General features: G+C 64.9%; 17 protein-coding genes and 1 tRNA gene. 11 read left to right on the top strand and 7 right to left on the bottom strand.

Features of this window, described 5'->3' with window-relative positions:
* Window positions 1-52: 52 nt before the first annotated feature.
* The 4 genes from ACOIX3_RS36475 to ACOIX3_RS36460 all read right to left on the bottom strand — a co-directional run bounded on the left by ACOIX3_RS36475 (window position 53) and on the right by ACOIX3_RS36460 (window position 5,541).
* Window positions 53-904 (bottom strand): carbohydrate ABC transporter permease, encoded by an 852-nt coding sequence (locus ACOIX3_RS36475; RefSeq protein WP_420966843.1) that lies wholly within the window; start codon window positions 902-904, stop codon window positions 53-55.
* Entirely contained in the window at window positions 901-1,770 is an 870-nt protein-coding gene (locus ACOIX3_RS36470; protein WP_092123532.1) for a carbohydrate ABC transporter permease, read from the bottom strand. The genes ACOIX3_RS36475 and ACOIX3_RS36470 overlap by 4 nt, the downstream gene beginning before the upstream one ends.
* Window positions 1,771-1,968: 198 nt before the next feature.
* Window positions 1,969-3,354, bottom strand: a complete 1,386-nt coding sequence (locus ACOIX3_RS36465) for an ABC transporter substrate-binding protein (RefSeq protein ID WP_420966842.1) — start codon at window positions 3,352-3,354, stop codon at window positions 1,969-1,971.
* Window positions 3,355-3,576: 222 nt separating this feature from the next.
* The gene (locus ACOIX3_RS36460; protein WP_420966841.1) at window positions 3,577-5,541 is read right to left on the bottom strand and encodes an AsmA family protein; all 1,965 of its coding nucleotides are present in this window, start codon (window positions 5,539-5,541) and stop codon (window positions 3,577-3,579) included.
* A gap of 244 nt (window positions 5,542-5,785) precedes the next feature.
* On the opposite strand from ACOIX3_RS36460, the gene ACOIX3_RS36455 reads away from it, so the two are divergent.
* From ACOIX3_RS36455 to ACOIX3_RS36445, 3 genes are all read left to right on the top strand, one after another.
* Window positions 5,786-6,493 carry a CoA transferase subunit A gene (locus ACOIX3_RS36455; RefSeq protein WP_092123538.1) on the top strand — a complete coding sequence of 236 codons (708 nt, stop codon included), beginning with the start codon at window positions 5,786-5,788 and terminating at the stop codon, window positions 6,491-6,493.
* 78 nt (window positions 6,494-6,571) lie between these two features.
* A complete protein-coding gene (locus ACOIX3_RS36450) occupies window positions 6,572-7,222 on the top strand; it encodes a 3-oxoacid CoA-transferase subunit B (RefSeq protein WP_420966840.1) in 651 nt (216 codons plus the stop codon).
* Between the two features lies 1 nt (window position 7,223).
* The gene (locus ACOIX3_RS36445; protein WP_420966839.1) at window positions 7,224-7,868 is read left to right on the top strand and encodes a GNAT family N-acetyltransferase; all 645 of its coding nucleotides are present in this window, start codon (window positions 7,224-7,226) and stop codon (window positions 7,866-7,868) included.
* 29 nt (window positions 7,869-7,897) lie between these two features.
* Here ACOIX3_RS36445 and ACOIX3_RS36440 read toward each other — a convergent pair whose 3' ends face one another.
* Window positions 7,898-8,923: an IS30 family transposase gene (locus tag ACOIX3_RS36440; protein ID WP_420966838.1), complete on the bottom strand. Its 1,026-nt coding sequence runs from the start codon at window positions 8,921-8,923 to the stop codon at window positions 7,898-7,900.
* Between the two features lie 488 nt (window positions 8,924-9,411).
* Here ACOIX3_RS36440 and ACOIX3_RS36435 point away from each other — a divergent pair, with 488 nt between their 5' ends.
* The 4 genes from ACOIX3_RS36435 (at window position 9,412) to ACOIX3_RS36420 (ending at window position 14,093) form a co-directional block, all read left to right on the top strand.
* A complete protein-coding gene (locus tag ACOIX3_RS36435) occupies window positions 9,412-10,437 on the top strand; it encodes a GlxA family transcriptional regulator (protein WP_420966837.1) in 1,026 nt (341 codons plus the stop codon).
* A 102-nt stretch (window positions 10,438-10,539) separates the two neighbouring features.
* Entirely contained in the window at window positions 10,540-11,067 is a 528-nt protein-coding gene (locus tag ACOIX3_RS36430) for a tautomerase family protein (RefSeq protein WP_420966836.1), read from the top strand.
* Window positions 11,068-11,515: 448 nt separating this feature from the next.
* A complete protein-coding gene (locus ACOIX3_RS36425; protein WP_420966835.1) occupies window positions 11,516-13,210 on the top strand; it encodes a vWA domain-containing protein in 1,695 nt (564 codons plus the stop codon).
* Between the two features lie 397 nt (window positions 13,211-13,607).
* On the top strand, window positions 13,608-14,093 hold the full coding sequence (locus ACOIX3_RS36420) for a cyclic nucleotide-binding domain-containing protein (protein ID WP_092123548.1): 486 nt from the start codon (window positions 13,608-13,610) through the stop codon (window positions 14,091-14,093).
* On the opposite strand, the gene ACOIX3_RS36415 is transcribed toward ACOIX3_RS36420, so the two are convergent.
* Window positions 14,032-14,859, bottom strand: coding sequence for a metallophosphoesterase family protein (locus tag ACOIX3_RS36415; RefSeq protein WP_420966834.1), 828 nt, complete (start codon window positions 14,857-14,859; stop codon window positions 14,032-14,034). The genes ACOIX3_RS36420 and ACOIX3_RS36415 overlap by 62 nt on opposite strands.
* A 394-nt stretch (window positions 14,860-15,253) precedes the next feature.
* The gene (locus tag ACOIX3_RS36410; protein WP_420966833.1) at window positions 15,254-19,177 is read right to left on the bottom strand and encodes a PAS domain-containing protein; all 3,924 of its coding nucleotides are present in this window, start codon (window positions 19,175-19,177) and stop codon (window positions 15,254-15,256) included.
* Window positions 19,178-19,552: 375 nt separating this feature from the next.
* Here ACOIX3_RS36410 and ACOIX3_RS36405 point away from each other — a divergent pair, with 375 nt between their 5' ends.
* The 4 genes from ACOIX3_RS36405 (at window position 19,553) to ACOIX3_RS36390 (ending at window position 22,643) form a co-directional block, all read left to right on the top strand.
* Window positions 19,553-19,951 (top strand): phasin family protein, encoded by a 399-nt coding sequence (locus ACOIX3_RS36405; RefSeq protein WP_229199309.1) that lies wholly within the window; start codon window positions 19,553-19,555, stop codon window positions 19,949-19,951.
* Between the two features lie 283 nt (window positions 19,952-20,234).
* On the top strand, window positions 20,235-20,672 hold the full coding sequence (locus tag ACOIX3_RS36400) for a phasin (protein WP_092123552.1): 438 nt from the start codon (window positions 20,235-20,237) through the stop codon (window positions 20,670-20,672).
* A 187-nt stretch (window positions 20,673-20,859) separates the two neighbouring features.
* Window positions 20,860-20,936: transfer RNA gene (locus tag ACOIX3_RS36395), tRNA-His, on the top strand.
* A gap of 84 nt (window positions 20,937-21,020) precedes the next feature.
* On the top strand, window positions 21,021-22,643 hold the full coding sequence (locus ACOIX3_RS36390) for a hypothetical protein (protein ID WP_420966832.1): 1,623 nt from the start codon (window positions 21,021-21,023) through the stop codon (window positions 22,641-22,643).
* Window positions 22,644-22,885: the final 242 nt, after the last annotated feature.

Genomic DNA, 22,885 nt, shown 5'->3' with positions numbered 1-22,885 from the left:
AGAAGTTGCGCGCGCCGCCCGGACGTCCACTTCGCACGAAAACGCTCTGGCCTCACGACTTGACGGCGCCAGCCGTCAGGCCGCCGACCATGTAGCGCTTGAAGGCGTAGTAGACCGCGGCCGGCGGCAGCGCGTAGATGAAGCCGGTGGTCATCAGCAGCTCCCACGGCGAGTCGTCGGCGGCGAGGAAGTTGCCGAGCGCGACCGGCAGCGTGATGTCGGTGTCCTTCGACAGCAGCAGGAACGCGTAGAGATATTCGTTCCAGGCGAGCAGGATCGCATAGGTGCCGACCGCGACCAGCGAGGGCATCATCAGCGGCACATAGACCAGGCGGAACAGCTGCAGCGTGGTGGCGCCATCCATCGTCGCGGCCTCGTCGAGCTCGACCGGCAGCTTGTCGGAGGCCTGTTTCAGCACCCAGATCGCGTAGGGCGCGGCGATCGTGACCATCGCCAGGATCAGCGACCAGTGATTGTTGAGCAGGCCGTAGGTGCCCATGGTGCGGTACATCGGCACGGCGAGGAATGCCGCCGGGATGAAATAGGTGAACAGCGCCAGATTCATCACAGCCCGGCCGCCCGGCACGCGCAGCCGCGAGATCGAGAATGCCGCGGCGGTGGCGACGAACAGCGTCAGCGCGCCGACGGCGAGCGCGATCACGGCCGAATTCCAGAACTGGATCCAGAAGTCGCGCAGGAAGTAATGCTGCTGGTGGAACACGATCGAGAAATTATGCAGCGTCGGATGGGTCGGCCACAGCTTGCCGGTGAACGCGTCCTCCTTCGGCGAGATCGCGAACACGAACATGTGGTAGATCGGGATCATGGTCCAGATGAAGACCGGGATGCCGATCAGCAGCAGCTTGGCTTCGGTGCCGGCTTCGCGGAGGGTGGGCAGCTTCATCGCGACAACCGTTTCATCATGTAATAGACCAGCGGCAACACGAACGGCATCGCGCAGACGATCGAGGCCATCGCCAGCGACAGCTGGTCGAGCCTGAGATAGCGGATGCCGAGGGTCGACAGTACGTGGGTGAGGTCGGCGGGCCCGCCGCCGGTGAGCAGATAGACGCTGTTGAAGTCGCCGAGCGTCCAGATCATCGAGAGCAGCGTGCAGGTGATGTAGAGCGTCTGCATCGACGGCCAGGTGATATAGCGGAATTTCTGCCACCAATTGGCGCCGTCGACGTCGGACGCCTCGTACAGATCGTGCGGGATCGCGAGCCGTCCGGTCAGCAGGATCAGCGTCCAGAACGGCAGCGACTTCCAGATGTGCACGCCGATCGCCATCGCGAGCGCGACCGCCGGATCGTTCAGCCAGTTCGGGCCGTCGTCGCCGGTGAACTTGAAGATCAGCTGGTTGACCACACCCCATTCCGGATTGAGCATGAAGCGCACCGACAGGATGGTCGGGATCGACGGCACCGCCCAGGGCAGGATGAAGATGACCGACAGCCACCTGATCCAGGGCCGCTGCTGAGCAAAGAACCCGGACAGGAACAGCGCGATCAGCATCTTGATGTTGATGCCGATGACCAGGAAGATCAGCGTGTTGACCGCGGCGCGCGCGAAGATCGGGTCATTATAGAGCGCGACATAGCTCGACGGATGGCGCGCCAGCCACAGGCCGTAGCCGACCGGATAGACCACGAAAGCGAGGAAGACGAGCAGATAGGGCACGAGCAGCACGATGCCCCAGACCTGCGGCGGCGACAGCCGCGCCGACAGCGGCGGCGAGGGGACATCGGATGCAGAGAGCGTGATCGCCATTCGGTTACTCTAAGAACGAGGTGTCGGACGCATCCACGGTGTCGTCCCGGCGAAGGCCGGGACCCATAACCACAGGTCCCGGTCGTTGCGCGAAAGCCGTCGACCAGCATACTCCAGAATTGCTGCCGCGGCGTATGGGTCCCGGCTTTCGCCGGGACGACGCGGAGCCAGTGTCGGCAGTGCCGGTCATCGTTTAGCTTACCCCGCGACCTGCTTGATGCGGGCGATCAGTTCGTCGACGGCCTTGTCCACCGGTACCTTCTCGCTGACGACGCGGTTCATCGCCTTGGCCCAGACGTTCTCATTGTTCAGAATGGTGAACTTCCAGTTCTTGGTAAAGTCGAACGGCGCGGTGCCGCCGGTGAACTGATTCCAGACCGCCTTGCGATGCCGGTCGGCCTGCCAGAACGGGCTCGCCTGGCTGGCCTTGGTCACCGGGAACCAGCGGCCGAGCGCACCTTCGATGTAGGGCCGGACGTTGTCTTCCTGCATCAGGAAGCTGATGAACTGCTTGCCTTCGGCCTTGTTCTTGGCGTTGGCGAAGATCAGCCCGGTCTTGACGTCGGAGCGGTAGCGGATCGTCGAGCCGTCCGGCGCCTTCGGGAAGGACGCCGTGATGATGTCCTGCTCGTAGGCCTGCTTGCCGGCGGCGCGCTGCGCGTCGGTCAGCGCCGGGTTGGTCGAATCCTCGAACCACTTCGCCGCGATCGAGATCGTGAAATTGTGGGTCATCACGATCGTCTTGTTGTGGAAGGCGACGTTGTTGTCCGGGTCCTTCCAGGTCGTCGAGGACGGCGGCGTGCAGCCCTTGATGTAGGTGTCGGTATAGTCCTTCAGCGCGTGGATCAGGCCGTCGCGCACCTTGGGATCGTCGACCAGGAGCTTGCCGTCGTCGTCGACCAGCTTGACGTGGTAGGCGTCCATGAAGGTGTAGAACGACTGGAACGAGTCGGTGGATTCCACGCCCATCGGCTGGCCGACGCCGTAGATGCGCTGGCCGGTCGCCTTGCGAATCCCCGGCTGCACCTTGTCGCACCAGAACGTCCAGTAATCCTCCCACTTGGTCGGGATGTCATCGGCCTTGAAGCCGGCCTTCTCCAGCATGTCGCCCCAGATCTGGACGTGCATGCTCTGCTGCTTCAGCGGGAAGCCGTAATAGGACTTCTTCTTGGTGACGTCATTGTAGAGCAGGGCCGCTTCCAGCGTGTTCGGCGCGAAGGCGTCCTTCATCGGCAGCATGATGTCGGAGAGGTCTTCGAGCTTGCCCTCGAAGGCCCACTTGCCCTGGGCCTGCACATCGTAGGTGTCGGAATAGGCGACGTCGGGCACGGTGCCGGAATCCAGCGCGGCAACGGTCTTCGGAATCATGTCCTGGATCGCATATTGCGACAGTTCGACCTTGATGCCGGTCTTGGCTTCGAACTTCTTGATCGTATCGAGCAGCGCGTCGTCTTCGGACTTGTAAAATCCCTTGCCCCACCAGACGGTGATCGTCTTGCCCTGGGCCAGAGCGGGTGCAGTTGCGGCGAACAGGCCGACCGCGGCGACCGCAATTGATAGCGCACCGATAACCTTGGATCTCACGTTCTTCTCCCCTCATGAGGCCGGCTTTTTTAACCGGTTGGGGAAAACACTAGCGCATGCCCGTGACCCGATAAAGATGCCGCATCGACGACTTCTGTAGGGGGCTCGCGGGAGAGCGTGGATCAGTACCAGTGCATCGATGCGGAAAGTGAATGGATCGGTCAGTTCGACCGTTGGGAAGTGCGACTTTGGTCAGCTCGACTTCAGTCAGCTCGACTTCAGTCAGTTCGATTTGGCATTCTCGGCCGCTGTCGCCGGTGCGTTGGCGGGTGCGCCGGCCGCGGGATCGGGCGCGGCCGCGGGCCGTGCGGCTCCGCCGGTGATGCGCTCGATCACCGAGCGCACCGCGTCGCGGGTCTTGCGATCCTTCACGGCGTCGAGCAACGGGGCGGATGCGGGCGAGCGGCGGATCAGGCTTTCCGGATCCGGGAAGATCAACGGATCGTCCCAGGGGCCTTGAATCACGAAGGGCAGATCGAACGCGGTGCCGCCGGCCGCCGCCGAGGTCAGGCTGGCGACGCCCTTGAGATCGTACTCGCGCGACGGCACCGAGGCGGTGCCGGTCAGCGTGATCTTCGCCGCGGGGCTCTCGACATGGATGTCGTCGGCGGTCGCGACGCCGTCGGCGAATTTCACCGAGACGCTGAGATTGTCATAGGGCGTCGAGCCGGAGCGGAAATTGCCGCCGCCGGACAGCGGCCGCTTCTCCAGCCGCCGCAGCAATTGCTCGACATTGAAGCCGGCGATCGCGCCGTCGTGCCCGTTCAAGGTCGCGGTACCGTCCAGCGACGACGCGAGCCCGAACGGGCTCGAGCCGGAGGCCGTCAGCGAGACGTTGAGGTTGCCGCGGCCGGACAGCTTGTTGATGCCGAACAGTTCGCTGGCACAGGCCTGCAAATCGACATCGGTGAACTGGAATTGCGCCCTGACGTCGGCGACCGCATCCGAGCGCGCGATCGCGAACGAGCCCTTGGCGATACCGCCATACATCTGCGCCTCGCCGACGCTGAGCGCGAGCGCGCCGCCGCGCAGATTGGCGCCGAACGCGGTGCGGCCGAGCTTGGACGGGCCGACCGTCACCTTGGCGGCCGACAGGCGCATGTCGAGATCGGTCGACGACAGCGAGGAGAGGTCGAACAGCTGCCTGTTCCAGTCGCGCTGGCCGCTGGCCAGCAGGCGGAACGTCGAGATGTAGGGCGTGAAATCGAGATTGCCGGCGGCAAGCGTCGCCTGCAGCGTCTGCCGGCCGTTATTGGCGTAGGTCATCACGCCCTCGGCGACATTGCCGTCGAGCTCGACATTGACATTGGTCAGCGCGACTGAGCCGCCGACCACATTGGCGCGAGCCTTCAGTGCGAAGCGGCCGAAGCCGCCGCCGCCGCCGGGCGGCGCCTGGCCCATCCAGCGCAACGCGTTGCGCAGCGCCGGTGAGTCCATGGTGGCGGTGCCTTCCATCATCAGGCTGGTGCGGTTGGCGACGGTTCCGTCGAACGCAATCTTCAGCGGCGCGCTGGCAAGCCGTGCCTTGAGGCCGGAACGGTCGCCCGACAGCAGCGCGACGAAATCGCTGGCGCTGATCGAGCCGTCGACGCGCTCACCGCGCCAGTCGAACTGGCCGGTTGCGGCAAAGGAACGCGAGATGGAGGGCCAGGCCAGCGACAGGTCGATATCGCCGAGCTGTTCGGAGATGTGGTTGGTGCCGTCCTCGTAATTCAGCTCGCCGTCCTGGATCCGGATTTCGGAGAACGACACCTGGTTCTCGGCGCCGGGCGTCATCGTCTTGGCGATGGTCTCGACGAACGGGGTCCAGTTGCTCTCGCCGGCGCTGTCGCGAACCACATGGATATGCGGGCGGAGCATCATGACGTCGGCGATCTCGAACCGCCGCAGCAACAGCGGCAGCAGGCGCAGGTTCGCGGTCAGCACGTCGACCTGCAGGGCAGGATCGGTGGTATCGGCGCCCTTCAGCCCGACATTGTGAAAGGAGACATAGCTGCCGGGAAACACCGAAACATCGATCGGGCCGTTGACGACGAGTTCGAGCCCGGTCACGGCGCGGATCTGCGCTTCCACCGCGCTCCGCAGCGCGTCCCGGTTGAGGAACCAGGACGTTGCGACCAGCCCCACGAGCGCCAGGCCGAGAAGCGCCGCGATCGGCATCCCCAGGCGCTTAATTCCTTGGGCCATCGTCAATGACATATCCGGGTCTGGTTGAGTTTTGTCGGGTCGTCGTCGAACACTGCCGGCTGCGCAATGGAAGCCGGTGCCAACCCACGCAACTTGAAGGGTTTTCTTGTCGCTTTCAAGGCCATGTTGATGTCGCAGGCCGCCGCCGGTCGCCGCACGGGGCCGCGATTGACGCATTGCGAAGATTTCGCCTAATAATCCGCTGGACAGAGCCGTTCCGCGCCCTCCATCAGGTATTCATTGCATGAACAAGGTTTATCCCGACGCCAAATCGGCACTCGATGGTCTCCTCAAGGACGGCATGATGATCATGTCGGGCGGCTTCGGCCTCTGCGGCATCGCCGAGACCCTGTCGGACGCGATCCGCGATTCCGGCGTCAAGGGCCTCACCGTCGTCTCCAATAATGCCGGCGTCGACGGCATCGGCCTCAGCCGGCTGCTGGAGACGCGCCAGATCAAGAAGATGATCTCGTCCTATGTCGGCGAGAACAAGCTGTTCGCCCAGCAATATCTCGCCGGCGAGCTCGAGCTTGAGTTCAATCCGCAGGGCACGCTGGCCGAGCGCATCCGCGCCGGCGGCGCCGGCATCCCGGCCTTCTACACCAAGACCGGCGTCGGCACGCTGATCGCCGAAGGCAAGGAAGTGAAGGAATTCGACGGCGAGAAGTACATCATGGAACGCGGCCTGTTCGCCGACGTCGCCATCGTGCATGCCTGGAAGGGCGACACCGCCGGCAACCTCGTCTACCGCAAGACCGCGCGCAACTTTAACCCGATGATGGCGACCGCCGCGAAGGTCACCGTCGCCGAGGTCGAGCATCTGGTGCCGGCCGGCGAGATCGATCCGGACCACATCCACACCCCCGGCATTTTCGTCAAACGCATCATCGAGGTCGGGACCGGCAAGAAGCGGATCGAGTTCCGCAACACCCGCCCGCGGCCCGCCGCTTAACGCATGATTCGGAAAGCCGGGCACCGGTTTTCCGGCAAGATCATGCGCAACTAAGACAGAACTCTTCAGGAGAGCCTCATGGCCTGGACCCGTGAACAGATGGCCGCCCGCGCCGCCAAGGAATTGCGCGACGGCTATTACGTCAATCTCGGTATCGGCATCCCGACGCTGGTCTCGAACTACATCCCCGACGGCGTCGACGTGAACCTGCAGAGCGAGAACGGCATGCTCGGCATGGGACCGTTCCCTTATGAGGACGAGGTGGACGCCGACCTCATCAATGCCGGCAAGCAGACCGTGAGCGAATTGCCCTCGACCAGCTATTTCTCCTCGGCCGAGTCCTTCGGCATGGTGCGCGGCGGCCATATCGACCTGTCGATCCTCGGCGCCATGCAGGTGGCGCAGAACGGCGACCTCGCCAACTGGATGATCCCCGGCAAGATGGTGAAGGGCATGGGCGGCGCCATGGACCTCGTCGCCGGCGTCAAGCGCGTCGTAGTCGTGATGGAGCATTCCGCCAAGGACGGCGCCAAGCTGCTCAAGCAGTGCAACCTGCCGCTGACCGGCGAGCGCGTGGTCGACATGGTCGTGACCGACCTTGCGGTGTTCACCATCGACAAGCACGGCAAGGACGGCATGGCGCTGATCGAGCTCGCCGACGGCGTCATGCTCGACGAGGTCAAGGCCAAGACCGAGGCGGAATTCCGCGTCGCGCTGACGAACACCTGAGATGACCGGCGCGGGACGATCCACGATCCGTCCCGCACGATCCGACGACGCCGGCTTCATCGCCCGCATCGTGCTGGCCGCGCAGCGCGGCCCGTTGCCGCGCGGCTGGTTCGACATCGCGCTCGACCGGCCGGAGAGGGAGTGTCTCGCGTTCATGGCGCGGCTCGCCGTGGCGCGGGTGCGCTCATGGTATCATGTCGCCCATTTCCTGATCGCTGAGGTCGACGGTGTGCCGGCTGCCGCGCTGTGCGCCATGCCTGCATCCGGAACGGTCGTCGCCGCACGCGCGGCGATCGAGGAAATCGCGGCCGAGACCGGTGCGGATGCCGACGGCATCGTCGCGCGCGGCGGCTATGCCCGCAATTGCTGGGTTCAGGGCGGCGAGGGCGACTGGCTGATCGAGCACGTCGCAGCCGAAGTGTCGCATCGCGGCGGCGGCCTGGTGCAGGCCCTGATCGCCCGCGCGCTCGCCGACGGCAAGGCTGCCGGCTATTCGCGGGCATCGATCTCGTTCGTGATCGGCAACCACGCGGCCGAGCGCTGCTACACCATGGCTGGCTTTGCCTTCGCCGAGGAGAAGCGCGATGCGGCATTCGAAGCGCTGACCGGCGCGCCGGGCTTTCGCCGATTTGCGCGCGGGATCTGAGGCGGCGGCGAGGGGCACGTAGCACGTGGTCATAGCCACCGCCGTCGTCCTGGCGAAAGCCAGGAGGTGGATTCACACTCGAAGTGCAACACTTGATCGGCAAAGGACTCCGCAGGCGTGCGGTAGTCAAGGCATTTGCGTGGGGTGTTGTTGTAGGCGGCGATGAACTGGCGGAATCTGGCGGTCGAGAGGGATACGAGATCCGTTTTGCGAGGGATGAAGCGGCGCATCCTGCCGATGGCGTTCTCGATACCACCCTTCTGCCAGGGTGCGTGGGGATCGCAGAAGAAGGTCTCGATCGAGAGGCGATGCAGTGCCAGGTGACCTGCAAACTCGGTGCCGTTGTCGAAGGTGACGGTCTGGCGCAGCTCTTGTGGAAGGGTAGCGAAGAAGCGCACGAGATGGTGGGCGACACCGCGCGCAACCTTGCTGGCGAGGCGGATGCCGAGCAGCAGACGCGAGGTGCGCTCATGCACGGTCAGCACGGCCTGACCGTACTTCGAGAACATCATCAAATCGGCCTCCCAATGCCCGGGCACGCTGCGGTCGGCAACCTCGAGGGGTCGATTTGCCAAGGAAACACGGCCTTCGATGAAGCTTGCGGGGCTGCCGCCCCTCTTGCCGCGGAGGCCGCGCTTGCTCTTGGCGCGCGGCAGATAGCGCCGCCAGCTGAAGTCCGAGGTGCGCCTGAGTTGGCCATAGATGAAGCGGTAGATAGTCTCGTGGGAGATCACCTTGCGCCCGTACTCGCGGGCCAGTCGGCCGGCGATCTGCTCGGGCGACCAACCTCGGCGAAGGCGTTCCAACACCGCGCGGCGCAGGACGGGCTCCCGTTCGAGGCGTCCGCCCGTCCAGCGCCGCGCTCGCATCTGTTGCTGGGCATAGCTGGGTTTGTAGCCCACCTGAGCGCCCCCATTGCGGTTCAGCTCTCGAGAGATCGTTGATGGCGGACGATCCAAAGCTGCCGCGATTTGCCGGACCGAGCGGCCATTGGCCGAAAGCCGGGCAATCTCGCATCGATCTTCGAGAGAGAGCTGCTTGTAAGTCCGCCCCATGGCAACACCTCCAGTCGGAAGTGTTGCACTTCGTTTGTGAACTCAGGGGACCCATAACCACCGCACTGCGTTATTGAAGAGGGCTGCGGCCCCAGCGTCGAGCAACAATTGAGATTTGGGGTAATGGGTCCTGGCTTTCGCCAGGACGACACTGAGTGTGTGGCATTGCCCACCTCAATCGTCGTGTCGTCCCTGCGAAAGCAGGGACCCATAACCACAGGGTCGTGTTGTTGAAGAGGGCTGTGGCCCCAGCGTCGCGCAACAATTGAGATGTGGGGTAATGGGTCCCTGCTTTCGCAGGGACGACGATGAGGATGGTCCTCGCGCGATGCGACGCACCGTCATTGCGTACCTCATGTTGGTGTCATCGCCGGCTTGACGGGGCGATCCAGTATTCCAGAGACGCCAGCGATTGAGCCGAGAGGCCAGCTGCTTGCCCGCTCGCGCGCGCGATGGCAGAATTGCCTCACTTTTGTGCAAGATCGGACATGGCCATGCCACTCATCCGGATTTGGGTCTATGACGGTATCCTCGCTTCGGGCGTTGCGGGCATTGTCGACGTGTTCACGGCCGCCAATTCGGTGGCGGCGAAGCGGCCGCAGCGCCACAACGGCAAGCCGTCCCAGCTGCGGTGGCGCGTCGAGTCACTCAATGGCCGGCCGGTGCAGACCGCGTCCGGCCAAATCATCGGCGTCGATGGACCGATCAGCGCGCGGTCTGCGGCGGATGCGGTGGTGATCCCCGGACCGTTCGTCGGCGACATCGAGCGCTTCTTCGCCCGGCTCGATACGGTCGAGCCGTTGCTCGCCGCGCTGCGGCGGCAACATGAGCGCGGCACCCTGCTCGCATCCTATTGCACCGGCAGCTTCATCCTCGCCGAAGCCGGCCTGCTCGACGGCCGGGTCGCGACCACCCATTGGGCGAAGGGGCGGACCTTCGCGATGCGTTACCCGGCGGTGGATCTGCGCGTCGCCGAGATCCTCACCGAGCAGAACCGGATTGTCTGCTCGGGCGCGGTGACCACCTCGCTCAATCTTGCGCTTCGGCTGGTCGAGAAGTTCGCCGGCGCCGATCTGGCCGCCGAGACCGCCAAGCTGATGCTGATCGACGGCAATCGCGTCTCGCAGGCGTCCTATGCCAGCCGCACGCACGACACCCAGCATTCGGACGCGCTGGTGGCGCAGGCGCAAAGCCTGATGGAGAAGTCGCTGCAACGGGGCTTCAGCCTCGCCAGGCTGGCCCGCGACCTTTCGGTCAGCGAGCGCACCCTGAACCGTCGCTTCAAGCTCGCGGTCGGCGAGGCCCCGCTGCAATATCTGCAGGCGCTGCGCGTCGATGTGGCCAAGCGCCTGATCGAATCCAGGCGGCTGAAGCTCGACGCGGTCAGTGCGCGTGTCGGCTACAACGATCTGTCGACCTTTCGCCGCCTGTTCAAGCGCGAAACCGGGCTTTCGCCGCGCGAATACCAGCGCCGGTTTGTGCGTGTCAGCGCGCGCATGGCGCCTGCCGGCTGACGACGCCGTGTCCGAATTTGCCCTGAGAATGGCGATACTGCCACTGCTACCGGAAGCACCTCGCGCATAGACCTCATGCTCCCAACAACAGGAGGTCTCTCAATGCCGATGATCGACGTCACAATTCCCGAAGGAGCCCTGAAGCCGGCAGCGGAAGCGCGGCTCATCAAGGAGCTCGGCGATATCCTGATCGGTCACGAGGGATTCGACCCGGCCAACAAGGTTGCGCAAGGCGTCACCGTCGTGTTCCTGCATCGGCCGGCCGCCGTCTATGTGGCGGGCGAGCCGTCGCCGTCGCCACGCTATCGCATCGTGCCGACGGTGCCCGAGGGGCAGTACACCGAAGCCTCGCGCGCGGCGTTGGTGAAGGACGTGACCGCTGCCGTGGTACGCGCTGACGGTGGTTCGTACGAGGATGTGGCGCCGCAAGTCTGGGTGTTTCCGACCGAGATACCGGATGGCCAGTGGGGCAGCCGCGGCGTCATACGTCTGCTGCCCGACATCCAGGCCTTCATCGCTGGCGAGCATGAACGCAAGGTCGGCGAAGAACGCCTTGCACGGCGACGGCGCGTCAAGGCGCTCGAACTCTTGGGCGGCGCGTTCGATGCGGTGCGCCGCGGCGCCGATTAGAGCGCTTTCGAACCAAGTGGACACCGGCTCGCGTGAAGAATACGCGCGTCGAACAAGAATCCAGAGCTTCGGTTCTGATTCGATCAGAACCGAAAATGCTCCAGCGCACGGCAGCGTGTAAATCAGCGTCATCTGTGATGACGCTCACGCCGGCGGTCGCGATGCTCGCAACGTTGGAAGCAATTTAATTGTCATCCGCGTGTCGCATCAGTCCAAACGCCTGTCGCAATAGTCCAAATGTTCGGGCCCAAGTGACGCCAATCAAAGACATTTTGGCGTTTCGTCGCGTGCACGCCGGAAGTGTATCGCATCAGCATTCCGGCCAACAAAAAACAAAATCCGGATCGAAGGAGGGCGCAGCTGTGGCAAGGTGCGGATGATCTCACGACATGCCCGCCGCCGCAGCCATCTTTGCCCTCCGATTGTCTCCATCATCGAGGATCGATCCGTGATTAAGGTTTTTCGCCGCTCGTTCGTTGCCGGCCTGTTGTCGCTTGGCCTGGCGTTGCTGTCACTTCATGGCGCCCAGGCGCAAGCACAGGGCACCGACACCATTCTCGTGCTCGATGCGTCCGGCTCGATGTGGGGCCTGGTCGACGGGCAGAGCAAGATCTCCGCTGCGCGACAGGCGGTCGATGCGATCCTGTCGAAATGGAATCCCGCCGATCGTCTCGGCGTGATGGTCTATGGCCATCGCTCGAAGGGTGACTGCAAGGACATCGAGCTGATGGTGCCGGTCAGCAAGTTCGATCCGGCGAGGATCAAGGCCGCGATCGACGGCATCAATCCGAAGGGCAAGACGCCGATCTCGGATTCGCTGCGTGCTGCCGCCGAGGCGCTGCACTCGACCGAGAACAAGGCCAACGTGATCCTGGTCTCCGACGGGATCGAAACCTGCGCGCCGGATCCGTGCGCGGCCGCGGCCGAGCTGAAGAAGGCCGGCATCGGCTTCACCGCCCATGTCATCGGCCTCGACGTCGCCGATCCCGCGGCGAAGAGCCAGCTGCAATGCATCGCGCGCGCGACCGGCGGCGTCTATCTCGATGCCGGCAACGCCGCGAGCCTCACTGGCGCACTGACCAAGGCGGTGGCGGCGACGCAAGGCACCAAGGTCGCAAGCGAGGCGCCGCCAAAGCCTGTGGCCGCCGATCCCTATCTCGGCAAGAACCTTCGCGGCGTGGCACGGCTCGCCGAAGGGCTCGATCCGATCAGCGATGAGGACGTCAACTGGGGCGTCTACAAGCGCGCCGGAGGCGAGAAGGGTGAGCATGTCAACACCTTCTACGGTGCGCCGTTCGCCGACAACATCGCGCCCGGCGATTACATCGTGGAGGTGAGCTACCGGCAGCTCAAGCGCGAGTTTCCGCTCAAGGTCGAGAACGGCAAGCCGGCCGCGCTCGACGTCATCCTAGATGCCGGCTACGTCACCAGCGAGGGCTCGGTTGCCGGCGGCGCGGGCAAGGTCGACGACGTGGTCTGGCAGGTCACTGACAAGGGCGGCAGACTGATCGCGCAGGAATACGACGCGGTGCCGCGCTTCGTGCTCGCGGCGGGCAATTATACGCTGACCCTGACCAAGGGGCAGTCGAAGACGAGCAAGCCGTTCGTGGTCGCCGCGGGTGACTCCAGCAACGTCCAGCTCACCCTCGATGTCGGCAAGCTGATCGTCACCACCACCTATGCCGAGGGCGGCCCCAAGGTCGAGAAGGACCTCGTGGTTGCCGTGCACCAGCCGGCCAAGGCCGACGGTGACGAGGGCGAGAAGGTCGCGCAGGAATACGACGCCGAATCGAAGTTCGATCTGCCCGGCGGCAGCTACGAGGTGATGGTGACGGTCGGCGAGGCCAAGGGCACGGCGCGCGCGGAGGTGAAGTCCGGCGCGCCGACCCGGATCAACGTCAACCTCAACGCCGGCGTGGTCGGGATCAAGGCCGATGGCGCCCAGGAGATCGACATCTACGGTGCCGAGCGCGACATCAATGACGAGCGCAAGCGTGTCTCGGTGAGCTATGAGGCGACCTACAACGTTGCGCTCGGCGCCGGCGACTACGTCGCGGTCGCCACCTACGCCGACGGCCAGAAGGCGGAAAAGCCGTTCTCGATCGCCGCCGGCAAGCGCCAGACGCTGGAGATCAAGCGGTAGGGCGCCGCTGCCCAGCGCCGCTCGCGCGTGAGGTGAGCACGCCTCTCAGGCTCCCTCCCCCCTTGCGGGGGAGGGTGGGGAGAGGGGTGAGCCCCGGGCGAGATGTTCGAGTTGAAGGTCGGTCTCACAATCTCGACCGTATGGTATTGAAGCGAGTTGAGTAGAGGGAGTCCATCGTGTGGCTACCCCTCTCCCCAACCCTCCCCCGCAAGGGGGGAGGGAGCCCGTTCGCCGGTGCGTCCCTCACACTAGCGTGCGTGAGTGGAGACTATGTCTCCGCCTCCGCACGCCGCTCCGCCCGCATGGCCTGCCGACAATTTGGGCAGACCGCCCGGCTAATCCCGTTCACCTCGGCCGCATCTCCGCCTAGTCTGACAGCAGACGGAGGCGAAACAGCATGCGGGCGATCCTTGATCACTGCACCGGCGGGAGCAGGCGCAGCCTGCCGGCCGGCACGGATTTCATCGAGGAGGGCGGCCAGACAGGTCATCTGTTCGTGCTGCTCGAGGGCAAGGTCGAGGTCGTGAAGGGCGACAGTCTGGTCGCGGTGATCGACGAGCCCGGCGCGGTGTTCGGCGAGATGAGTGTTCTGCTCGACCGGCCGCACAGCGCAAAGGTGCGCGCGGCGTCCGACTGCGTCCTGTACGAGTTCGACGATGCGGCGTCGTTCCTGCGGGAGCAGCCTGCGCTGGCGCTGCTGATCGCGCAGCTGCTGGCGCAACGGCTGCATGTCGCCACGACCTATCTTGCCGATCTGATGCATCAATATGCCGATCACGGCACCCATCTGGCGATGGTCAGCGAAGTGCTGCAGAGCATGATCAACCTGCCGCCGATGCAGGTCGCGCCAGGCTCGGATCGGCAATCCGATCCAAGGATGTAAGCCAGTCGGGCGCCTCGCCGAGCGGCGTTGCCGGCCGATGCAGGGGGGCGTTGAGATCGACGATCTGCGCGTCGCCGGCGGCAAGCCAGAAAACCTTCTCCTGGGTGAGATCGAGCACGATGTAGACCGGCGGCCGGCCGGGCTGCAGGCCGGTATTGAACACCCAGGTCGTCCCGATCCGGTCGAACCACGAGCCGTTCGGGATGAACGGCGATTGATGCACATGGCCCGAGATCACCATCGCCGGGTGGTGGCGTTCGATCCAGCGCAGCAGCTCGACGTCGCCGAAGAAGCGCTTGCCGCCCCAGCTGATCGGGGAATCCGCCGGCGGGGCGTGATGCACCCAGACCCAGCGGCGGTGCGGCATGGCGGCTGCCTCGCGCAGCTGGTCGTCGATCCGCGCCTTGACCATCGGGCCGTCCCACCACGGGCACACCGTGAACAGCGTGTCGCCGATGGTCAGATTGTCGCCGTCGCAGGCCACGCCGAATTCCCTGACGGCGGCGACCCATCGCGCAACCTTCTCGCCCTCTGCGTTGCGCTCGTCGAGGTCATGATTGCCCGAGCAGAAGATCACGCGCGTGAGGCCGGCGAGGCGCGCGAGGTATTTCGTGACCACGACGATCTGGGCGCGGAAATCGACCGCCGAGCCGAGGTTGAGCGCGTCGCCGGCGAAGATCACCAGATCGAATTGCGGCGCGGCCGCCAGCAGCCAGTCGAACTGCGGCAATGAATAATGCAAGTCGGCGACGACGAGGCAGCGCATCCGCCAGATCCAGATGCCCGGAAAGCGGGCTGGGTTCGGAAGATAATGAATTTCAAACAATCGGAATTGCAGCAAGATCTATGCCGTGCCGCGCCGATCAAGCGCGACAGATTCCCGCAGTACTCAGGTGTACGCGCGGCTCGAACGACGTGAGGTGAGCACGCCTGTCAGGCTCCCTCTCCCCTTGTGGGAGAGGGTGGGGAGAGGGGTGGCCCCGAGCGAGATGATCGAGGTGAGTGTCGGTCTCACAATCTCGCCCGCGTGGCGTTGAAGAATATTACACGGAGAGAGCGTGCCGTGTGGCCACCCCTCTCCCCAACCCTCCCCCGCAAGGGGGGAGGGAGCCCCTCCGCAAGTGCGTCCCTAACGCGGGCGACGGAGCGCGCCCGCCCAATCACACCCTTGCCGCGGCGTGGGAGAACACGATCTCGATCAGCGTGCCGGTGCGGCCGCCGGTTCGGATCTGGAATTTGGCGCGGTTGGCTTCGACCAGCGCCTTGGTCAGCGACAGGCTGACGCCGCCGGAGCCGGCCTGATCGGATGGCGCAGGCGCCCGGAACGGCTCGAGCGCGGCGGCGACCTCGTTGTCGTTGAGGCTCTGGCCGGTGTCGCGCACGCGCAGCATCACCTCGCCGAAATCCGACAGCGCGGTCGAGACGATGACCTGGCCGCCGGCATTGGCGAGATGGATCGAGTTGCCGATCAGGTTCAGCGTGATCTGGCGCAACGCGCGGGCGTCGGCGACGACAGGCGGCAGCGTGTGCGCGAGCGAGGTGCGGATGATGATGCGCTCGCGGTTGGCCTGCGGCTGCATCACAGCGACACAGCTCTCCACCATCTCGTTGAGGTTCTGGCTGGTGAAGGCGAGGTCGAGCTTGCCGGTCTCGATCCGCGACAGGTCGAGCAGGTCGTTGACGATGGCGATCACCCGCTCGCCGGAGGCGCGGATGTCCTTCATGTATTCGACATAGCGCTCGTTGCCGAGCGCGCCGAAGCGCTCGCCGATCATCACCTCGGAAAAGCCGATGATAGCGTTGAGCGGCGTGCGCAGCTCGTGACTGATCCGAGCCAGCATGTCGGATTTGGCGTTCGCCGCGCGTTCGGCGAGCCGCCGCGCCTCGCGCAATTCGCCCTCGCTCTTTTTGGTCTGCGAGAGATCGCGGAACACCGCGAAGAAGTTCGGGCCGTCGGCGCGGGTGCGGCCCATCGTCACCGACAGCGGGATGATGCCGCCCTGGCGGACGCGGCCGAGCGTCTCGCGGCCGTGGTCGAGCAGGCTGGCGACGCCGGCCGATTTCACGCTGGTGAGATAGTCGAAGATGCCGTGCTGGCTTTCCGGCGCGAACAGGTCGGCGAGATTATGCGTGATGAACTCGTCGCCGTCATAGCCGAACAGCGCCTCGGCGCTGCGGTTGCAGGAATGGATGTTGCCCTCGGCATCGAACATGATGATGCCTTCGGCCGCGGTGTCGAGGATCGCGCCGAGCTCCTCGGCGTCGGCGTGGCCGGCCTGCGGCGGTAGTGGCGCAAGCACCGGCTCGGCGGCAGCAACAGGCTCCGGATCGGGCTCGTGATCGGGCTCCGGATCGGACAGAGCGGCCGCGACCGCGGCGTCTTCGTCCAGCGTGCGCGAGAAGATCAGCGCCAGCGCGGAATCGTCGTCCCAGGTGATGGTGTGCAGCCGTGCCTCTGCGGACACGGACTGCGCGCCGTCGTCCGCGTTCTGGTTCGCGGAGATCGTGACCGGCGTGCCGGTACCCGACGTGCTGCTCGCCTGCGAGACGCCGGGCTCGACATAGAGCGCATCCAGCCCGCCGGCGGCTTCCAGCGCGTGCAGGCTGTCATAGCCCATGCGGGCGAGGAAGGCGTGGTTGGCATAGAGCAGGCGGTCGAGCCGGTAGATCAGGATGCCGACCGGCAGCAAGTCGAGCAGTGCGCGGTCGCGGCGGGACTCTCCGCGGGGTGCAGGTTCGCTCGCGGCGAGCCAACCCGCCTTTGGCGCCTCGGCCGGCGTCTCCAGTTGCGCGACCGTCTCTTGCGGCCGCGGCGTATCCGCCTCCTGCGGCGGTTCGCTGGCGGGCGGCTCCTCGGCAACGGCCTCCGTGGTGGCGCGCTCGTTCGTCGTCGCGGTGAGGCCGGCCTCGCTCTCGAGCCGCGCCGACAATTGGCGGGCGAGCTCGTTGAAGGCGTTGTTCTCGACCGGCGTCAATGACGGCGGCCGCGTATCGCCGGCAAGCCGGAACGGCAGCACGTTCTGCGGCGGGTCGTGACGCACGTCGTGCGTTTCCTCCTGCGTTCCTCCTTTCGTTTCTTGCGGCGTTTCCACGGCGTGATCCGGATCGGCTTGGTGTGAAGTCTCTGCGGCGCTCGGTTCGGTCAATTCCTCGGGTGGTGCTGCGGTCGGGTCGGGCGGCGGAGCGACATCATGCGGCGCGGCGGGCCCGGGCGGCGCGGCGGTGCGCAGCGCGGGCGCTACATCGGCCGACAGCGATCGCGGCGCGATCGAGCCGCTGAAGAACTCATAGCGGCGCAATGCCGCGAGTCGCGCAAGCCCGTCGAGGTCGCGACACACACCAAAGCCGCGGTAGCCGGCGAAATTCCGGTTGCGATCGAACACCGGCAGGCCGGACAGTTCGACCGGCAGCCGGCCGCCGCCGTCGACCGGCCAATGCAGCGTGATGCCGCTCCAGGTGTCGCGGCTGGCGAACGCCTTGAGGACGCGACCCTCGGGATCGAGGCCAAAGCTCTCGGCGATATCGCTCCAGAGACGGCCGAAGCTTGCCGCGGTGTGCAGGCCGATCAGGCGGGTGAATTCGTCGGAGCCGAGCGAGAAGCGCGCCTCATGGTCCATCTGCCACATGAAGCGCAGCGGATGCCGCCGCACCGGCAGCGGCTCGTCGAGCCAGGATGGCGGCGGCACCGGCGCCAGCGTCGCAGGCGCCGGCTCGGCGGCAGGCGGCGGAGGTGGCACATCCGCGATCGCATAGGGCGAGGGCACGGGCTCGGCCGGTGGCGCCGATATTTCTGGAGCCGGCGCGTGTGCGGTCTCTTCGAGAGCGGGCGTAGGCGCAGCTGCGAGCGCTTCGACCTGTGCCGCAGCGGGCACCTCGATGAGAGCTTCCGACAGCGGCTCCTCGACCGCGGCAGTTTCGTCTGGCGTGGTGTCGAGAGGCGTGGTCTCGACCGGTGCTTGCTCTGCATGCGTCAGCTCGGCCGACGCGAGCGATGGCGCAGGGTGCGCGGGCGCTTCGACCTGTCCCTCAGCGGGCACTTCGATCAGCGCTTCCGATAATGGCTCCTCGACGGCGGGACTTTCGTCCGGCGTGGTGTCGAATGCCGCGGCCTCGACGGGCGCGGTCTCGATGTGCGTCTCTTCCGACACGGGAGATGGAGCCGCGCCCGCGGGCTCGGATTCAGCCGCGCTGACGATCGGCTCGATCGCGATGCGCTCTTCCAACTGCGGGTCGAGCGCATCGAACAGCGTGAAGCTGCCCGGTGCTTCGCTTGTGGGCGCGGGGACTTCTTCATGCGTTGTTGGCGGTTCGACGGCGGCCGGCGCTGGCGGCGGCTCCACGGCTGCGGCCTCTTGCGGCGCTGCTGCCGCTACCGGTGCCTCCGGCGCAACCGGCTCAGGCACGATCGGTGCCGCCGGTTTGGCGGCGAGATGCGGTGTCGGCTTGATCAGCGCGATCAGCGCGCGATCGGCGCCGTGGCCGATCCGCTGCAGCACGACGCGGCCGATCGCAACGCTCGCCGCCGCGCGGCCCTGCGCCAGCGCTTCGTTGCGCGCGGCATCGAGGCCGGCTTCGGTGAGATCGTGCAGGCCGGGCAGCGAACGCGCCGCCTCGTTGGTTGCGACCAATAGCCCGTCGCCGTTGAAGGCGGCCGCCGGACGCGGCAAGCCTTGCACCAGCCGCAGCAAGCGCTCGGCGAGCGGCATGTTGCGGCCGATCGCATTGAGCGCGCTCATCAGGATGCCGTGGCTGCCGTCGGGCAGGTCAATCCGCCTGCAGCCGCAGGTCGCGAGCATGCCGGGCGCCGCGCCAAAGCCGCGCAGCCGCTCCAGCCGCACCGCGCCGCCTGCGTCGAGGCTCGGGCCGAGCCGCGCGACCTGGCGGCGATGCGGATCGGCCGGGCCGAAGGCGCGCTTCGCCAGCTCGGCGCCGTTGGCGGCACCGAATACCTGCGCGCCGACCGGATTGGCCCACAGAATCCGTGCGCCGTCGGCCGACCACAGCCATGCCGGCAGGCCGCTCGTCGCATGGTCCGCCAGCCGCACGTCGCCGAGCGCCTGGATCTGGAATTCCGCGTCACTCATCACGCAAGATTTGACCGCATGGTTTGGCTTCTTCCTTAGCTTTGCCGGAGCGCCGGCGGCCGCAGGACGACAGCCTTAACAGAAGGTTAGTATCGCAACTGGGGGGCGGCAGGTCCATGTCCGCGGCCAGCGTGCCCCGGCTTAAGCCGGGATAACGTTAACTTGGCTGAACGATCCACAGCCGTTTGGCGTTGTGGGGTAGAGAGAGGCAGCTGCGACAGCGTGGTGCGGAGCCAGGGCGGCGCCGCGTCATACCTGCGATTGCAGTGCCGCGATATGTTCTGCCGTCTATTCTACCTTGTATTCTGCCTTGTATTCCACCTTGGGCCCGCAAGGCCAACCGGCGGGCCGACCACCAAGCGAGGGAGAGCGACCATGAGCGACAACGGGCGTGACCATTTCGAGATCCCCAAGTTCGAGATTCCGAAGGACATGCGGTCGATGGCGGAGGCGAGCTTCGATCAGGCGCGCAAGGCTTTCGAGCAGTTCGTGACCAACGCGAGGGACACCGCCGGCAAGATCGAGGAGCGCAACGCCACGGTGCGCGCCGGCGCCAAGGAGCTTTCCACCAAGGCGCTGTCCTACGCCGAGAAGAACGTGCAATCGTCGCTGGACTACGCCCAGTCGCTGCTCAAGGCCAAGGACCTCACCGAGGTGATGCGGCTGCACAGCGAATATGTGCAGGGCCAGATGCGCTCGCTCGCCGAGCAGGCCAGCGAGATGGGCCAGGCGGTCAGCCGCGCCGCGATGGATGCGGTCAAGCCCAAGAGCTGACGGAGAGCTGATGAGAGCGAGCTGAGCCGGGCCGACTGCGGCAGGCCCAACCCTCGCCGGGCGCGGTAATCCCATATTCCGCCACATAAAAAATGTGGCGTCGCACGCGATCTTACGTTGCGTTGCACAAAATTGACATGATATGGGTGTTTATTAGGCGCGCCCGACGAAGGGCACTCCCGTGAATCAAGGCAGCGTGATCCATTTCAACGTTCCCGGCCTTTGTGTCTCCGGGACGTCCGCAATGGTCACATCTACTCACCCGTTGCGAAGGATTACACGTATGACCAACCCGTCCGATCCGTTTTCCGCCTCGATCATCCCGTTCGAGGTTCCCGAGCAGATGCGCGCGTTCGCCGAAAAGGGCGTGCTGCAGGCCCGCGACAGCTACGCCAAGTTCAAGGACGCTGCCGAGACCCACAATTCGACGGTCGAAGCCGTGTTCACCTCGGTGAACAAGGGCGCCACCGCGTATTCGGCCAAGCTGATCGAGTTCTTCAAGGCCAACACCACCTCCTCGCTCGACTTCGCCCAGGAGCTGTTCAGCGTGAAGTCGCCGACCGAAGCGGTCGAGCTGTGGACCTCGCACGCCCGCAAGCAGTTCGAGACCTACACCGCGCAGGCCAAGGAATTGGCCGAGCTCGGCCAGAAGGTCGCCACCGAGACCGCCGAGCCGATCAAGGCCAGCGCCTCGAAGTTCTACCAGCAGCCGGCCGCCTGATCGCAGCCTGCATGAGATAGCGGAAGGCCCGGGCCGATGCGGTCCGGGCCTTTTTGCTGGACGGGGGCCGTGGATTGGCCCGAGATAAGAGCGGAAATCAGCGCGTTACGGCCTTGCCAAAGGCGGGCGTTGCACCTAGTTTCCGCCGAAATCGCCGCCCCCTTTTTGCGGGGCCGTGCGTCAGGATGCAGTTGTAGCTCAGTTGGTTAGAGCGCCTGTCTGTGGAACAGGAGGTCGGTGGTTCGAGCCCACCCAACTGTACCACACAGTTGAATTGCCCCACAATCTCAGCATCTTACTGATAGACCTAACGTATTTGTGCCGCCTAAAATACAAAAGGCGCTACAAATGGCATTCAAGATGGCTGGGCTCAATCGTCTAAAGAACGGTCAGTTTTTTGCGCGTAAAGTTATCCCCGCCGATGTCAAAGACGCGTACCAGCGCCTCTACGGCGTGCGCTCGGAAGCGCAGCTTAAGCTACCTGCCGGAACGTCGAAGCACGAGGCAAAGACGCGTCACGGAGAGTGGCTAGCTGAAGTAGAAACTCGCATCGCCGCATTGCGTGCCGAGCGAAATGGTGAAGGCCAACCTCTCACGAGGCTCAATGCCCTTGCTCTCGCAGGCAAGTGGTACAAATGGTTCGTTGGTCAGCACGAGGATGACCCAGGCCCGGCCAAGCATTGGCGGGAGATGAGTGATCACATCGTATGGAACGTGATCTACCCCGAGGCGCCCGATAGCTACCACGAGGACCCTAAGGCCGATCCTACTTGGGAATGGGCCAAGACGCCTGAAGTTCGCGAGGCAGTACGGCCGCAAATTGCTGAGCTGGCGCGCGTGGCCACCTTCCTTGCAAGCGAGGGCAGGGCGCTCAACGCCACTGCCTATGCGCTGTTTGTCGATGCTGTTAGCGACAGTCTTTTGCCGGCCATAGCGCTGCTCGAAAGACGCGCCAACGGCGACTATTCCCCTGACGACACCCCGGACAGCTTCCCAGCATTCACCGATGGGCCCGTGCGCGGCTCAGGTATCAGCTGTTGGGATTTGTTCGAAGCATTCGTGAAGGCTGTTCAGCCCGCGGATAACACAGTCAGCCGTTGGCGCGCTGTGTTTCTTGAGATGCAACGGCATTTCGCCGAAGTCGGCGCCAATGGAATCAGCGAGGAAGCCGCACGCGCCTGGGTACGCGGATTGGTTACCGAAGAACGCTCCGCATTGACTGTGCGCGAGGTCTGGCTTTCTTCTTCTCGGCGAGTGTTCAACTGGGGCGCAGAACACAAGCACGTTCGGAGAAATCCGTTCGCTGAAGTCAGAATTGATGTTCCCAAGAGGGCCAGAAGTCGCGAGACAAAGGCGTTTACTCAGGAGGAAGCCTGCACGATCCTCCGCGCGGCAAGCGCTATCAAGTCGCCCAAGACACCCTTGGAGCGCGCAAAGCGATGGGTGCCGTGGCTGTGTGCTTACTCAGGGGCGCGCGCTGGAGAGGTGACCCAGCTCCGTGGCGCGGACATCGAGAAGCGGGGCGGCCTCCATGTCATGAAGCTCATGCCGGATGCTGGCACGATCAAGACCGGTAAGGTTCGTGTAGTGCCGCTCCACGAGCACCTCATCGCGCAAGGGTTCCTTGAAATGGTCCGCTCGGTAGGCAAGGGCGCACTGTTCTATGATGACAAGACTGCGCACCGCGCAAGCAGTGATCCGATGAACCCCAGTCGAAGCAGGGCGGGTAACGTCCGCGGCGAGCTGGCGGAGTGGGTGCGAGTGCTGGGTGTTACGGACCCCGAGTTGAGCCCTACCCATGCTTGGCGACACACGTTCAAGCAAATTGCTGAGCGCGTAGGGATCACCGAGAAGGTGCACGACGCAATCACGGGCCACGCTCCAGCGAGCGAAGGCAGGAAGTACGGACAGCCGACAGCCGAAGACATGGCCGAGGCCCTCAAGAAATTCCCCCGATACAAGTTGAGCTGAACCTCTAACCCCGCACCGGACATGTCGCGTGTCCAATGGTGCGGGGCTGTAACGGCGTACACGCGACACTGCCACCAGGGGGCGCGGTGCTCACTGGGGAAACATAGGGACGCCACATGTTTGGGACTAGCATCACGAGACACTTCACAACTGCGCTGCTCGCAAAGAGCGTCAAGCTTGCATGGACACTAATTCGGTTCGGGAGCCGCTGGGATATGAGCCGCGCTCCTATGGCCATTGTG

The organism is Bradyrhizobium sp. B120, from assembly GCF_049075665.1.
Taxonomy (GTDB): domain Bacteria; phylum Pseudomonadota; class Alphaproteobacteria; order Rhizobiales; family Xanthobacteraceae; genus Bradyrhizobium.
The sequence above is the reverse complement of the archived record's forward strand: the minus strand, read 5'-3'. Positions and strand labels throughout refer to the sequence as shown.

What these genes read in the sequence shown, in the direction of transcription:
- ACOIX3_RS36475 (WP_420966843.1), bottom strand. Translation starts at nt 904, where the DNA reads ATGAAGCTGCCCACCCTCCGCGAAGCCGGCACCGAAGCCAAGCTGCTG.
- ACOIX3_RS36470 (WP_092123532.1), bottom strand. Translation starts at nt 1,770, where the DNA reads ATGGCGATCACGCTCTCTGCATCCGATGTCCCCTCGCCGCCGCTGTCG.
- ACOIX3_RS36460 (WP_420966841.1), bottom strand. Translation starts at nt 5,541, where the DNA reads ATGGCCCAAGGAATTAAGCGCCTGGGGATGCCGATCGCGGCGCTTCTC.
- ACOIX3_RS36455 (WP_092123538.1), top strand. Translation starts at nt 5,786, where the DNA reads ATGAACAAGGTTTATCCCGACGCCAAATCGGCACTCGATGGTCTCCTC.
- ACOIX3_RS36450 (WP_420966840.1), top strand. Translation starts at nt 6,572, where the DNA reads ATGGCCTGGACCCGTGAACAGATGGCCGCCCGCGCCGCCAAGGAATTG.
- ACOIX3_RS36445 (WP_420966839.1), top strand. Translation starts at nt 7,224, where the DNA reads ATGACCGGCGCGGGACGATCCACGATCCGTCCCGCACGATCCGACGAC.
- ACOIX3_RS36440 (WP_420966838.1), bottom strand. Translation starts at nt 8,923, where the DNA reads ATGGGGCGGACTTACAAGCAGCTCTCTCTCGAAGATCGATGCGAGATT.
- ACOIX3_RS36435 (WP_420966837.1), top strand. Translation starts at nt 9,412, where the DNA reads ATGGCCATGCCACTCATCCGGATTTGGGTCTATGACGGTATCCTCGCT.
- ACOIX3_RS36430 (WP_420966836.1), top strand. Translation starts at nt 10,540, where the DNA reads ATGCCGATGATCGACGTCACAATTCCCGAAGGAGCCCTGAAGCCGGCA.
- ACOIX3_RS36420 (WP_092123548.1), top strand. Translation starts at nt 13,608, where the DNA reads ATGCGGGCGATCCTTGATCACTGCACCGGCGGGAGCAGGCGCAGCCTG.
- ACOIX3_RS36415 (WP_420966834.1), bottom strand. Translation starts at nt 14,859, where the DNA reads ATGCGCTGCCTCGTCGTCGCCGACTTGCATTATTCATTGCCGCAGTTC.
- ACOIX3_RS36410 (WP_420966833.1), bottom strand. Translation starts at nt 19,177, where the DNA reads ATGAGTGACGCGGAATTCCAGATCCAGGCGCTCGGCGACGTGCGGCTG.
- ACOIX3_RS36405 (WP_229199309.1), top strand. Translation starts at nt 19,553, where the DNA reads ATGAGCGACAACGGGCGTGACCATTTCGAGATCCCCAAGTTCGAGATT.
- ACOIX3_RS36400 (WP_092123552.1), top strand. Translation starts at nt 20,235, where the DNA reads ATGACCAACCCGTCCGATCCGTTTTCCGCCTCGATCATCCCGTTCGAG.
- ACOIX3_RS36390 (WP_420966832.1), top strand. Translation starts at nt 21,021, where the DNA reads ATGGCATTCAAGATGGCTGGGCTCAATCGTCTAAAGAACGGTCAGTTT.